This is a genomic window from Bradyrhizobium canariense (assembly GCF_018130465.1).
GTDB lineage: Bacteria > Pseudomonadota > Alphaproteobacteria > Rhizobiales > Xanthobacteraceae > Bradyrhizobium > Bradyrhizobium canariense_C.
On the sequence record NZ_JAFCKJ010000001.1, the window covers coordinates 222,159 to 235,532 of the forward strand.

A 13,374-nucleotide genomic window follows, 5' to 3' on the forward strand; every position below is an offset into this window, starting at 1 on the left:
GCAATTGATTGATTTGAAACTGCAATTGAAACCGTCTGCCGGGCGGTTTTTGCGTGTTGGGAGGGGGCGGGCATGCTAGCTTGTATGCCACCACACAATCCGAGGGGATGATCGGTTGCTCGACAAGCTTGAACTGCTGCTGGCGCTGGCGAAGGAGCGGCATTTCGGCCGGGCCGCCGAGATGTGCGGCGTGACGCAACCGACGATGTCGACCGGGCTCAAGCAGCTCGAGGAGATCCTCGGCGTGATGCTGGTCCAGCGCGGCTCCCGCTTCCAGGGTTTTACACCGGAAGGCGAGCGGGCGCTGGATTGGGCGCGGCGGATCGTGGGTGATGCCCGCGCGATGCGTGACGAGATCAACGGGCTGAAGCATCAGCTCTCCGGCGAGATCCGTATTGCCGCGATCCCGACCGTGCTGGGCATGGTCGCCGCGCTGACGACGCCGTTCCGCGCCAGGCATCCCGAGGTGCGCTTCAGTATCCGGTCCACCACCTCGTCCGAGGTACTGGGGCTGCTCGAGAATCTCGAGGTGGATGCGGGGCTGACCTATATCGAGAACGAGCCGATCGGCAAGGTGCGCACCATTCCGCTCTACAACGAGAGCTATCGCCTGCTCACCGCGCCGGATGGAATGTTCGGCGATCGCGAGACGGTGACGTGGAAGGAGGTCGGGCAGGTGCCGCTGTGCCTGCTCACGCCCGACATGCAGAACCGCCGCATCATCGACCGCGCGTTGCGTTCGGTCGGGGCGGAGGCGACGCCGACCTTGACCTCGAATTCGCTGCTCGTGCTGTTCACGCATGTGAAGACGGGGCGCTGGGCCAGCGTGATGCCGGCCAAGCTCGCCGAGACGCTCGGCCTTTCAGATACGGTGCGCTCGATCCCGATCACCGATCCCGACGTCAATTACAGCATCGGCATGGTGATCCCACAGCGTGATCCGATGACGCCGCTGATCGCGGCGCTGGTCAATGTGGCGCGGGAAGTCGCGCCGTCGCTGCAATCGTAGCGTTCAGGCCGCGGCCGATATCCCGGACGCCGCCTTGATCGCGTCGCGCGGCAGGGTCACGCGCACGACGGTACCGACTTCGAGCTTGGAGCGCAGCCGCATCGAGCCGCCGTGGAGCTGCGCCAGCGATCGGGCGATCGCAAGCCCCAGTCCCGAGCCGTGATAGGTCTTGGTGAGCTGGCTCTCGACCTGCTCGAAGGGGCGGCCCAGCCGCGCCAGCGAATGCGGCGCGATGCCGATGCCGGTGTCGGCGATCATCAGCACGATCCTGTCGTCGAGCTGCCGGCTGCGCACCACGATGCGTCCGCCGTCGGGCGTGAACTTCACCGCGTTGGAGAGCAGGTTGACGATGATCTGCTTGGTGGCGCGGCGGTCGGCGACGACGGAGATAGATTTTGCGATGTCGGCGTCGAGCGTCAGGTGCTTGTCCTGCGCCCGTCCGGTGACGACCCGCAGGGATTCCGCCAGCGTCTGCGCCAGGTCGAGCTCTTCCATGTCGAGCTTCATGCGGCCGGCCTCGATCTTGGACATGTCGAGGATGTCGTTGATGACTTCGAGCAGGTAATGCCCGCTGGTCAGGATGTCGTGGCAGTATTCCTGGTACTTCTCCGAGCCGAGTTCGCCGAACATGCCCGAGCCCATGATCTCGGAGAAGCCGATGATCGCGTTCAGCGGCGTGCGCAGCTCGTGGCTCATATTGGCGAGGAATTTCGACTTGGTCTGGTTTGCTTCCTCGGCGCGGGTCTTCTCGCGCTGGTATTTCTCGGCGAGATCGGCCAGTTCGCCCGCCTGGCGCTCCAGGGCTGCCTGCGAGCGCTTGAGGTCGATGACGGTGGCGCGCAGGCGCAGATCGTTGTCGACCAGCTTCTGCTCGTGCTCCTTGATGCGGGTGATGTCGGTGCCGACCGAGACGTAGCCGCCGTCCTTGGTGCGGCGCTCGCTGATGTGCAACCAGCTGCCGTCGTCGAGCTGCGCCTCGAAGGTGCGCGCGCCGGGGCCCTGGCTCGCGGTCTCGTTGTGCCGGGTGCGGACCTCGGGCATGCGGCCGACTTCGAGCACGGTCTCGTAGGAGGTGCCGGGGATGACGGCGGAGTCGGGCAGCTTGTGCAGGCGCTGGAAGTGCGAATTGCAGAGCACCAGGCGGTCGCTCGCGTCCCACAGAACGAAGGCTTCGGGAATGGTCTCGATCGCGTCGCGCAGGCGCAAATCGGCTTCCACGGTCCGCTCGGCGAGGCTCTTCTGCTCGGTGATGTCGACGGCGATCCCGATCAGGTGAACGCTGGAGTCGGTCGCGCCGCTGGTCTTTTCGCAGCGGACGCGGAGCCAGATCCAGTGGCCGTCGACATGCTGCATGCGGAAGGTCTGGTCGATGTGGTCGATCTTCTCGGAGATGAGCTGGTCGGCGATCTCGAACAGGTCGATGTCGTCGGACTTCACCAGCGCGTTGACCTCGCCGAAGGTGAGGAGCTCGTTGCGGCCGTCGAGGCCGAGCATCGAAAACATCGACTGCGACCAGAAGATGCGGCCGCGCGACAGGTCCCAGTCCCACAGCCCGCAGCGGCCGCGGTTGAGCGCGGTGTCGATCCGGCCGCGCACGGCGTCGTTGATCAGGTCGCCCTCGCGGGCACGGGTGGACTGCCAGTGGAAGGCGAAGCCGAGGATCAGGACGACGAAGCCGGTGGTGGCCGACAGCGTCACCGACAGCGCGGCGTCAGAGCCCCAGATCGGCTCGTTGCGCTCCTGGATCACGGTGACGAAGCCGGGCAGCGACTTGATCTGCCGCGAGGTCGCCATCGCGGCGTTGCCGTTCGGCAGCGTCAGGTCGGAGATGTTGCCGTCGTGCGGCGGCGCCGCCATCAGTTGCGCCGTCGTGATCGCGTCGAGCAGGCGGTCGTTGCCCGCGGGATCGCTGTCGACCGGGATGCGGGCGAGGATGCGTCGGTCGATGCCGGCCGAGGTGACGATGACGTGGCGGCCCGAGGCGGTGCCCCAGGACGGAATGAGATCGGGCAGCAGCGCCTGCAGGCTCTCGATGTTCTTGAGCCGCTCCTGTCGCGCGGAGGTGAGGCGGTCGATGCGCTCGGCCAGCAGGTCGGCGAGCGCCGAGATGTCGTGGCGGATCACCAGTCGCTTCTGGCGCGTCTGGTCGACGACCTGCACGAACGCGCCGAGGCAGATCGTGATCAGGAACGCGATGATGAGCGTCGGCACGGCGCGGCGTAGCGCCGGCTCCGCGATCAGGAGCCGATGATAGGCAGGTTTCGCGATCGATTGCGCCAATCCCTTGATCGAATCGGATTGGACGCACGCGTTCGCGGCGTCTGCACGCGACATGCCTAAAGCCCCCTGGAAACCTGCTTGCAACTTGAGTTCGGAAGCAGCCCCACATCGCTTCCGAATCATGGTCGATTTGAATCCAGTTTTCGCGGGCTGTCGAGAGTCAACGAATCGTTAACGCGAATTTATTCTTATCCAACGCGCAGTTTGCGCGTCGCGCGTCCGCAAACTTACGTGCGCGGCGAGTCCGAAACGAGAACGTGTGACTCCTCGCACATTCTCGATCACGCGCGCGGCGGTTCGGCGTGACTGATCACGCGCTTCACACTCGGGAACGCGCGCCGCAGCGCACGCTCGATCGCGTCGACATGCTCGTGCACTTTGATCACGCTCGTCGTCGGCTCGGCGCGGCAGTGGAAGTTGACGATCTCGCCGCCTTCGGTGTCGCGCACGCGCACGTTATGGATGTCATGGATCTCGCCGCCGGCGGCGTATTCCGTGAGAGCGGCGGCGATGGTTTGCACCCGTTCCGGCGCGGCATCGACCCCGAACGGCAGTTCCGGTTCCAGCGGCTCGATGTGGACGTCGACCTCGACATCCGCGCCGAACTCTTCCTGGATGTTGCGCTCCAGCGTGTTGGCGACGTCATGGGCGGCGTCGAGCTGCATCCCGGCGTCGACCTCGAGGTCGATGCTGACGATCAGCTTGGCGCCGAGGTCGTGCACCGTGACGTGGTGGATGGCGAGGCCCGAATTGTGGGCGATGACCATGATGCGGTCGCGCACGGTCTCGTTGTCGCGCGCGACGGGGACTGCGGTGAAGGTGAGGTCGGTGTCGCCGAAGGCTTTCTCGACGGCCGCTTGCGCGTTGCGCTTGATGTCCTCGACCCGGTCGATGGGGTAAGTCCGCGGCACCTTTGCGATCGTGTCGATAAACGTGGTTGCCCCGACCATGCGCACGCGGAGCCGCTCGACGCCGATCACGCCCGGCACGCTGCGGATCGCGGCCGTGGCCGTCTCATGCGCGCCTTCAGGGGCGCGGTCGATCAGCGTCTGCACGGTCGAGCCGGCCATGCGCAGGCCGAGCAGGGCGATCATCACGGCCACCGCGGCGGCGGCAGCCGCGTCACCCCACCAGAAGCCGAGGGCGGCGAGGATCAGGCCCACGATCACGGCGAACGAGCCCATCACGTCCGAGGCGAAATGCAGCGCATCGGCGGCGAGCGCCTGGCTCCTGGTCTCCCGCGCGGCACGGTGCAGGGCACGGGCGCGCCAGAGATTGACGACGATGTCGATCACCAGCACCACGAACGGCACGGCCGAAATGGTCGGCGGCGCGGTTCCTTCGCGCAGCCGGCTGTAGGACTCGACCAGGATGCCGCCGGCGAGCACGTAGAGCAGGGCGGTGACGCCCAGTGCCGAGATGCTCTCGAGCTTGCCGTGGCCGTAATGGTGCTCGTGGTCAGCCGGTTTGTCGGACACCCGCACCACCGCCCAGGTGATGATGGTGGCGACCAGGTCGACCGAGGAATGCAGCGCCTCGGATATCAGCGCCAGCGAGCCGATCGCGATCCCGACCGCGAACTTGGCCGCCGCCATGCCGCCGCTGGCGAAGATCGAGATCGCCGCGACCGATGTCTTGTTATGCTGGGAGGTCATGGCGGGGATTTAGCAGCCTGTGACTGAACATCAAGCGACGATCCACAGCTGTAGTCGCTAGTGAGTTGCAGAAGCGGATCCCCGTCATGCCCGGGCTTGTCCCGGGCATCCTCGATCTTCTGGGCGCCCGGCAAAGACGTGGATGGCCGCGTCAAACCCGGCCATGACGACGGAGAGAGGAGCGCCCTGTCGCTCTTGCTCCGCAGCGCCCCACGCCTCAAGGCGCCTCACACCGCCACGACGATCTTGCCGAGGTGCTTGTTGGCCTCCATGTGCTCGAACGCCTTGTCGATGTCGTCGAAGGCAAACACCTTGTCGATCGGCAGCTGCAGTTTTCGCGACTCGACCGCGCCCCAGATGTCCTTGCGGACCTCGTCGAAGATCTCGCGGACCTCCGCGATGGTGCGGGTGCGGAAGGTGACGCCGACATAGTCGATGCGGCGCGCCGCGTGCAGGTCGAAGTTGAAATCGGCATGGGTGCCGCCGAGCCGGCCGACATTGACGATACGGCCCTTTACCTTGGTCGCGGCCAGGTTCTGGCTGGCGACCTTGCCGGAGACCTGGTCGACGATGAGGTCGACGCCGTTGCCGTTCGTCGCCTTCAGCACCTCGTCGACCCATGTGGGGTCGGAGGAATCGACCGCGAGGTCGGCGCCATACTCCTTCAGCCGACCGCGGCGGGCGGCATCGGTCGAGGAGCCGATCACGAGCCTGGCGCCTTTGAGTTTTGCAATCTGCATCGCCATCAGGCCGACGCCGGAGCTTGCGCCCTGGATCAGCACGGCCTGCCCGGGCTGTACGCCGCCGATGGTGACGACGGCGTTGTGCATGGTCGCGAGCGCGACGGGCAGGGTGGCGGCTTCCTCGAAATTCATGTTCGAGGGCGCGCGGAACAGCCGGCCGTGATCGGCCAGCGTGTATTCGGCAAACGCCGCGCCGCCCGAGCCCATGATGCGGTCGCCGACCTTGACGCCCTTGGCATCCGGTCCGAGTTCGGCGACCTCGCCGGCCCATTCCATGCCGAGCACGGTCCCGGCGCCGCCGGCCGCGCCATGGGCGTGGCCCTTGCGCATGCCGGTGTCGGCGCGATTGAGGCCACAGGCGCGGACGCGGACCAGCACCTGCGTGCCTTCAGGCTTTGGTTGAGCGACGTCGGAAATTGCAGCGCCACCAGGGCCGTAGACATAAGCCTTCATGAATTGCTCTCGCTTCTTGCAGTGACTATTCCGCAGCTTGCGCTGTCGGATGAACGATCATGCCTTCGAGTCGGTTGCGGATGATGGCCTCCGCTTCGCGCACGATGCGGGAGATCAGTTCGGCGCAGGTCGGGATGTCCTGGATCAGGCCCTGCACCTGGCCCGCCGACCAGATGCCTTCGTCCGAGTTGCCGGTCGCGTAGACCATCTTGCCGCGGGCGCCTGCGACGAGCTCGCGGATGTCCTCGAACTTGGCGCCTTCCTTCTCCATCGCGACGACCTTGGTCGAGATCTCGTTCCTGGCGACGCGGGAGGTGTTGCGCATGGTGCGGAAGATGAGCTCGGTCTCGCGCTCGTCATTGGCGACGATCTTCTCCTTGATGAGCTGATGAATGGGGCTCTCTTTGGTCGCCATGAAGCGCGTGCCCATGTTGATGCCTTCGGCGCCCAGCGCCAGCGCGGCGACGAGGCCGCGGGCGTCGGCAAAGCCGCCGGAGGCGATCATCGGGATCTTGATCTTGTTGGCGGCGGCCGGGATCAGGATCAGGCCAGGGGTGTCGTCCTCGCCCGGGTGGCCGGCGCATTCGAACCCGTCGATCGAGATGGCGTCGACGCCCATGCGCTCGGCCGAGAGCCCGTGGCGGACGCTGGTGCATTTGTGCACGACCTTGACACCGTGCTTCTTGAACTCGTCGACATGCTCCTGCGGCTTGTTGCCGGCGGTTTCGACCACCGTGATGCCGCTCTCGATGATGGCGGCGCGATATTCGGCATAAGGCGGCGGCTTGATCGCGGGCAGGATGGTGAGGTTGACGCCAAACGGCTTGTCGGTGAGGTCGCGGCAGCGCGCGATCTCTTTCCTGAGGTCCTCAGGTGTCGGCTGGGTCAGCGCCGTGATGAAGCCGAGCGCACCGGCATTGGCGACGGCGGCGACCAGCTCAGCGCGACCGACCCATTGCATGCCGCCCTGGACGATCGGGTGCTCGACACCGACGAGTTTCGTGAACCGTGTCTGCAGCATGATCTGTTTCCCCCGCCTGCGTGGCGCTCTGTTATCGTTTGATGGCGGCAGGATGCCGCCCGGGTCGGGAAAAGTCTATTGCGCCGGCGTGGGGTGAGTATGCGAGAGCCGAGGGTGATTCCGTGGGGCGGATAATTTGAGCGCACGATTATTGCTCCGTCATCCTGAGGTGCGACCTGCGCGGTGCGTAGCACCGGGTAGGGAGCCTCGAAGGATGAGCGGCCACGCTGCGAGAGCCGGGCCGTCGCCCTTCGAGGCTCGCCTCGCGGTGCATTCGCACCGCGCTGCCCACACCTCAGGGTGACGGTGATAGATTTACGCTCACGGCCGCACGCAAATTCGCACCTCGTCAACCGCAAAGACACACCTTCGCCTCCTCGCGGCGCATTTCGCCCGAGCTTTGCCTGATCGTATCGCCCTCGTCGTGACAAGGGCGCAGGGAAGGCCGGGCACCGGCTGGCACCCGCAGGTCCGTGCGCCAAAGAATGCACACGGGGTGGACCACAGGTGAGCCGAATGCCCGGCCTTCCCTGCGCAATGGTTTACGGCTTACTTCGTGCTCTCCCCGGGGAGTCGAGCCCTATTGCCCCCGTCGCCTCGTGGATCGCTGGCGCGGCCGTCCGGTCGGGCGGAGAGCGCCACCACGAGACTTGACGCCGGATTCGGGCGTCAGGACCACACGACTTGGCCGTCCGCGCACGTCCTCGCTGGGACTTCGAGAGCTGGCGTGTGCTCACGCCCGAAGCCATGCGAAGATGCTGTCGGCATCGTGTCGTACGCGCGGTGGGACTGCTCACGGCGAAGCCGCCCTGCAATTCCGATCGCGCCCGACGCCGTCGCGTCCATCGCTGCCCTGCCCGCGGTTCGTGACGATCGCGATCCGCCCTTGTCTCGGCCAGGGTGGTCGGTGTGTACGGTAAATCAGAATTTCGGTAAAGCGGAATATTTTCGGCGCGGCGGGTTGACAAGCGAGGTGGAAAATTCGCGCGAGGTGTTTTGCCCGACGGGCACTCCGCCGATCCATCGTGCCCCAATTGCTTCGACGGCGTCGTGTGGTGCGCCCTGGCGGGCTACTCCGCCGACAGCCGCACCATCTGGCGGCCGCCGTTCATGTCCTTGAGGCTGTTGACGAAGTTTTCCGGGCGCTGCCAGCGGTTGGGGACCTTCAATCCCATGTACTCGGCGATGTCGCCGATGAAGCCGGTGCAATTGGTGGTCTCGGCATTCCAGACCGGCGAGCTCGCCTGCAATTTTTTGATATAGGCGAACACGCGCTTGGCGTCGGCTTCGTTCAGATAGACGCGGTAGTTTGCGGTCAGATAGTCCGGGTCGAGATCGCCGTAGCTTGCGCCGGTCTCCGCCGGCACCCAGGTCAGGTGGCCGAGCACATAGGCCCAAGTGTCGCCCGACGGCGTCAGGCCTGCGACCTCGACGGCGCGCTCGCTGGTCTTGCCGTACCAGACGAAGGCGTGGCCCCAGCTCGCGGCCGTGCGGGCGCGGAAGTCGACGTAGTACGGACCTTTCTCCGCGCGCGCGACCGCGCGCCGCGTCGATGGCGGCGCCGGTCGCGAGACGTGGTCGGCCGGGACAAGTGCGTTTGCGTCGGCAACGCGCTTGTTGGCTTCGTGGGCCGAGGCTGAGGGCGTCGTGCATGCGAGCATCGCCGCGAGGGCGAATCCCGCAAGGATGCAGGATCCCGATCGATCAGGTTTGTTCGTCACGCTGTGCCCCTCGACTGTCGGCCACTCACGCAGAGTCGGCGCTTGTTTCTTCTGCGCGTATTTCGCTGCGCGTCAGTAGCGCGCCGCGACGGGGCCGGGCGCCTTGCCGATCGGGGCCTTACCAATCGGGCTCTTGCCAATCGGCATCTTGCCGATCGGCGCCTGCTCCGAATAGACGGGAACGGGCTGGCGACGCGGCAGATCCGCAGCGTTCGCGACCGTCACCAGAGCAAGCGTAGCACCCACGACAAATACAATCTTCTTCACAGTCATACCCCTAGAAGGTTTGGTCCAAACACGGCACCGCCGTGCCCCCAGACACGCCTCACAGAAGGGCGGCCGAATGCGTCCACAGTGCGGCATCCGCGCGACATGTTGGCGGCATCTGCCGGGCGCGCGGAGATGTGATGTGTCTGAATGTTTCGGCGCGCTCTGCCCAGCCTGCGCGGCTCGGCCTCATCCGATCCGGTTCAGGCTGTTCCGGATCGTCGAGAAGATGCCGCCTATGTCTTTTCGCAAGCCGTCGAGCGCGTTGAAATTGTCGAAGATGCGGGCGAGGCGGTCTTCGACCTCGCGCTTGCTCTTGGTCAGCGCGTCGACGCGCGAGGCGAGGGTGACGTCGCCGCTCGCCTCGATCTCGCCGACGGTTTTGGCGAGGAGGTCGCGGGTGGTGCCGACGTCCGCGATCAGGGCCTCGATGCCGAACACCGGGGCCTTCAGCGGGACGAGGTCGGCCTGCGACTTCGACAGCTCCGTCTTGAAGGCGTTCAGCGTCGCCAGCGTCTCCTGCAACGCGCCGAGGCGCTGGCGCGACTGGAGAACAAAATCGTTCAGCGCATTCTGGCGGTCGGCAAGCGTCTTGCCGTCGGCGTCGGTCTCGACACCGGCGAGCGAGCGTTCGAGCTGGGCCTGGCGCTGGCGGAGCTCCTCGAAGTCGAGCCCGATGCCTTTCAGGATGTGGAAGCTGTCGTCGATGCGGGCCAGGCGCTGCTCGATCTCGATCTTGTTCTTCGACAGCGTCTCGACGCGGGTGCCGAGCGGCGCTTCGCCGCCGGTTTCGAGCTCGTCGACGCTTTTGGCGAGGCGCTCATGGCTGAGGTCCAGCTCGCCGATCAGGGCATTGAGGCCGGTGTCCGACGCGCGCAGCGGCACCAGCTCGGCGTGGGACTTGGCCAGATCTTCCTTGTACTGGTTCAGGGTCGCGAAGGTGTCCTGGACCGTGCCCACCCGCGACAGCAGTGTCGACACGTCGCGCGCGATGTCCTTGAGCCGGTCGGCGAGGTTGTTCTTGCGGTCGTCGGTCTCGAGGTCGTGCAGCGAGCGTTCGAGCTGGTTCTGGCGGTCGCGGATCTCAGTGAAGACGGGCTCGACCGCGCGGCGCTGCTCGGCGACCTTGCCGACCATGTCGCGCAGTTCCTGCTGGCGGCGGCGGATTTCGGCGAGCTGGTCGTGCATGTCGGTGGATTCGTTGCGGCCCCGCTGGAGCAGTGCGCGCTGCTCGGTTTCGCCCAGCTTGTCATGGAGGGCGGAGACGGCCTCCCGGGGATCGCTCTCGATCAGGTGCTGGACGGTGGCGTCGAGGTGGTTCTGCAGGGCGTGGGCGACGACGACGTCCTCGCGGGTCTTCTTGAGGCGGTCGCGCAAATTGTCGAGGCGCCGGTCCTGGCGCGAGAGCCGCCAGGCGGAGGCGCCGATCAGTGCCAGCGCCAGGGCCGGGATCGCGCCGGTCGCGATACGCTGCGGGACAGGCAGGCCTCCGAACCAGGCGGGCAGGTGGCCGACATCGTAGCCGAGCGCCTGCTGGGCGAAGATCGCGATGGCGGCGAGCAGAACAAACCAGGCAACCAGGAAAAACAGCCACATCGTGACTTCCTCACGCCGGCACACATTATCGCCATAGTTGCTATTGGAGAGCGGAACCGAGATCAAGGGGCGGGCGGCGTGCCGGACGTGTCAGCTAGCGCGATCCACAGCCGGCCGGGACGAACCGGCCATGACGATGAGGAAGCATCGCACGTGGCCGGTCTATTCGTGCTTTGTCACCAAGCTTTGCCCCAGCCGTAGTGGGGATTGGAGGGGCCAGTGCTCGGGGGGCGTTGCTGGCCGTCACTGCAACGGGGACAGTTGAATGTAGTGCGCGAAGACTGGTGAGGAGTCGCAACCCGGCTGTAGTAGGCTTGGCTCCCGTGGCCGGCCAAAAAGCGGGCTTCGGCCGAACCGGTCGTGGCCAGGATGGTGCCAGCCAGTGAAACGCCAGCCAGAATGCCCGTCATGATCCCCTTGAGCGTCATCGTACTTCCCCATCTGAAGTCCAGCGCAGTAGGCGCCGAACGGTGATAGGACCCTACGACCATGCCGCGAACCCATCTGTGGGTTTGGTCACATTCCGGCGGGCAGATCTCTGCAAGTCGTTCGCTTTGCGACGTTGCCAGGTCTTCCCGGCCAGGTCTTCCCGATTTAGGCGGAGCACAGATCTCGGACGGAGGCGGGAATTCGTACCCGCGTGAGCGTAGCGATATGCGGGTGCCCTGCGGGTATGGTGTCCCGGATATCGCCACGATCCGGGCCGGGGCACCGCGGTTGCGGCTACAGCCGAAACTCGTTCGTCAATTCGCCGATGCCGTCGATCGCGACGGTCACTGTATTGACCGGCTCTTTCATCACGCCGACGCCGACCGAGGTGCCGACGGCGATGAGGTCGCCGGGGAGCAGGGTCATGTCATGGGAGATCCTGCTGACCAGCTCCTGCGCGGTGAAGATCATGTCCGATATCGGATAGTTCTGCCGCTCCGCGCCGTTGAGGATGGTGCGGACCATCAGCTTGGCCGGATCGAGACCGGTGGCGATGACGGGGCCGAACGGGCCGTAATCGTCGATGCCCTTGGCCCGCGCCCATTGCGGGAAGGTGGGATCGCTGGTCAGGATGTCGTTGGCGGTGATGTCGTTGACGCAGGTGTAGCCGAAGATGAAGCTGTCCGCTTCCGCCGGCGACACCCGGGCGCAGATCTTGCCGATGACGATGCCGAGCTCGCCTTCATAGGTGGTCTTGCCGTCGTAATAGGAGGGACGGCGGATCACCGCGCCAGGCGTCGTGATGCTGGTGGTGGCCTTCAGGAGGTAGAGCGGCTCCGGCGGCTCGGGCTGGTTGAGCTTGGCCGCGAGCGCGTGAAAATTGTTCCAGAGCGCGACGATCTTGCTGGGCGCGCAGGGCGCCAGCAGCTCGACCTCCGACAGCGCCAGCGTCTTGCCGGTGGCTGCATGGCGGCCGAACATCTCGCCCTCATGCACGCTGATGCCTGACGAATTCAGCGTGCCGAAGCCGGTCGTACCGCTATTGCGGAAGCGGAGCCATTGCTTGATCTCGCCAGCCATCATGCCACCGCCAGTGCGCGCGGATCTGACGGCGTCGAGATGCCGTCGTAGAGACCGGCGATGCGGGCGCGCTGGGTCACCATCGCCAGCACCGAATCGAGCGCGGGGGTGGCGACGCCGGTCAGGCGGCCCATCTCCTGCACGACGGTGACGAGCGGGTCGATCTCCATCGGGCGGCCGCGCTCGAGATCCTGGAGCATCGAGGTCTTGTGCGCGCCGACCTTGCGGGCACCTTCGATGCGGCGCTCGACGTCGACGCGGAATTTGACGCCGAATGTCTCGGCGATGCCCTGCGTCTCCATCATGATCGCGCGCGACAGCGCGCGGGTGGCCGGATCGGTGCAGATCACGTCGAGCGTCGCATGGGTGAGTGCGCTGATCGGGTTGAAGCAGACATTGCCCCACAGCTTGAGCCAGATCTCGTCGCGGATGCGGTCGAGCACCGGCGCCTTCAACCCGGCCGCGACGAAGAGATCGGCAAGGCGCTGCACGTCGGAGGTGACCTCGCCGGAGGGTTCGCCAAGCGGGAAATTGTTGCCGTAGACGTGGCGGATCACGCCGGGCGTCTCGATCTCGGTGGCGGGATAGACGATGCAGCCGATGGCGCGCTCGGCACCGATCTCGCGCCATTGCCGGCCGCCGGGATCGATGCTCTCCAGCGTCGAGTTCTCGTATTGGCCGCCGTGCTTGTGGAAGTACCAATAGGGGATGCCGTTGACGGCAGTGACGATGCGGGTGTGGGGTCCGAGCAATGGCTGCATCTTCTCGATCACGCCGGTGATCGAGTGCGCTTTCAGCGTGATGATGATGTAGTCCTGCACGCCGAGCTCGGCGGGATCGTCGGTGCAGCGCGGATGCACGGTGTGCTTCTCCTCGCCCGCGAGCAGCGTCAGGCCGCGCTCGCGCATCGCGGCAAGGTGCGCGCCGCGAGCGACCAGGCTGACGTCGGCGCCCGCGCGCGCGAGCTGAACTCCGAGATAGCCGCCGATTGCGCCGGCGCCGTAGATGCAGATCTTCATGGAATCCTCGCGAAGCAGCAGAAGCCGGATTTCGGGACGAAAGATCCGGTCCGGCTCGGAAGGGTCCGAGCCGGGGCCGGTAGTCGCAGGGGAAGTGAGGC

The 13,374-nt window shown here is 65.9% G+C and carries 10 protein-coding genes; 1 reads left to right on the forward strand and 9 read right to left on the reverse strand.

The window, feature by feature from the left end:
- Positions 1–115 precede the first annotated feature (115 nt).
- Positions 116–1,009, forward strand: coding sequence for a LysR family transcriptional regulator (locus JQ591_RS00960; protein WP_007593359.1), 894 nt, complete (start codon positions 116–118; stop codon positions 1,007–1,009).
- 3 nt (positions 1,010–1,012) lie between these two features.
- Here the strand turns inward: JQ591_RS00960 and JQ591_RS00965 are convergent, their stop codons facing one another.
- The 9 genes from JQ591_RS00965 to JQ591_RS01005 form a co-directional block, all read right to left on the reverse strand.
- Positions 1,013–3,343, reverse strand: a complete 2,331-nt coding sequence (locus JQ591_RS00965; RefSeq protein WP_211394169.1) for a PAS domain-containing sensor histidine kinase — start codon at positions 3,341–3,343, stop codon at positions 1,013–1,015.
- A gap of 227 nt (positions 3,344–3,570) precedes the next feature.
- Positions 3,571–4,944 carry a cation diffusion facilitator family transporter gene (locus JQ591_RS00970; protein ID WP_211394170.1) on the reverse strand — a complete coding sequence of 458 codons (1,374 nt, stop codon included), beginning with the start codon at positions 4,942–4,944 and terminating at the stop codon, positions 3,571–3,573.
- 227 nt (positions 4,945–5,171) lie between these two features.
- Positions 5,172–6,140 carry a zinc-binding dehydrogenase gene (locus tag JQ591_RS00975; protein WP_211394171.1) on the reverse strand — a complete coding sequence of 323 codons (969 nt, stop codon included), beginning with the start codon at positions 6,138–6,140 and terminating at the stop codon, positions 5,172–5,174.
- 25 nt (positions 6,141–6,165) lie between these two features.
- A complete protein-coding gene (locus JQ591_RS00980) occupies positions 6,166–7,161 on the reverse strand; it encodes an NAD(P)H-dependent flavin oxidoreductase (protein WP_211394172.1) in 996 nt (331 codons plus the stop codon).
- A 1,070-nt stretch (positions 7,162–8,231) separates the two neighbouring features.
- Positions 8,232–8,882, reverse strand: coding sequence for a hypothetical protein (locus JQ591_RS00985; protein WP_211394173.1), 651 nt, complete (start codon positions 8,880–8,882; stop codon positions 8,232–8,234).
- 72 nt (positions 8,883–8,954) lie between these two features.
- A complete protein-coding gene (locus tag JQ591_RS00990; protein WP_211394174.1) occupies positions 8,955–9,155 on the reverse strand; it encodes a hypothetical protein in 201 nt (66 codons plus the stop codon).
- Between the two features lie 183 nt (positions 9,156–9,338).
- Positions 9,339–10,745, reverse strand: a complete 1,407-nt coding sequence (locus JQ591_RS00995; RefSeq protein WP_211394175.1) for a hypothetical protein — start codon at positions 10,743–10,745, stop codon at positions 9,339–9,341.
- Positions 10,746–11,468: 723 nt separating this feature from the next.
- Positions 11,469–12,257: a fumarylacetoacetate hydrolase family protein gene (locus JQ591_RS01000; protein ID WP_211394176.1), complete on the reverse strand. Its 789-nt coding sequence runs from the start codon at positions 12,255–12,257 to the stop codon at positions 11,469–11,471.
- A complete protein-coding gene (locus tag JQ591_RS01005; RefSeq protein ID WP_211394177.1) occupies positions 12,254–13,273 on the reverse strand; it encodes a 2-dehydropantoate 2-reductase in 1,020 nt (339 codons plus the stop codon). Before JQ591_RS01005 ends, JQ591_RS01000 begins: the two co-directional genes overlap by 4 nt.
- Between the last annotated feature and the right edge of the window lie 101 nt (positions 13,274–13,374).

Coding starts and splice junctions, on each gene's coding strand:
- JQ591_RS00965 (WP_211394169.1), bottom strand. CDS start 3,343: ATGTCGCGTGCAGACGCCGCGAACGCGTGCGTCCAATCCGATTCGATC.
- JQ591_RS00970 (WP_211394170.1), bottom strand. CDS start 4,944: ATGACCTCCCAGCATAACAAGACATCGGTCGCGGCGATCTCGATCTTC.
- JQ591_RS00975 (WP_211394171.1), bottom strand. CDS start 6,140: ATGAAGGCTTATGTCTACGGCCCTGGTGGCGCTGCAATTTCCGACGTC.
- JQ591_RS00980 (WP_211394172.1), bottom strand. CDS start 7,161: ATGCTGCAGACACGGTTCACGAAACTCGTCGGTGTCGAGCACCCGATC.
- JQ591_RS00990 (WP_211394174.1), bottom strand. CDS start 9,155: ATGACTGTGAAGAAGATTGTATTTGTCGTGGGTGCTACGCTTGCTCTG.
- JQ591_RS00995 (WP_211394175.1), bottom strand. CDS start 10,745: ATGTGGCTGTTTTTCCTGGTTGCCTGGTTTGTTCTGCTCGCCGCCATC.
- JQ591_RS01000 (WP_211394176.1), bottom strand. CDS start 12,257: ATGATGGCTGGCGAGATCAAGCAATGGCTCCGCTTCCGCAATAGCGGT.
- JQ591_RS01005 (WP_211394177.1), bottom strand. CDS start 13,273: ATGAAGATCTGCATCTACGGCGCCGGCGCAATCGGCGGCTATCTCGGA.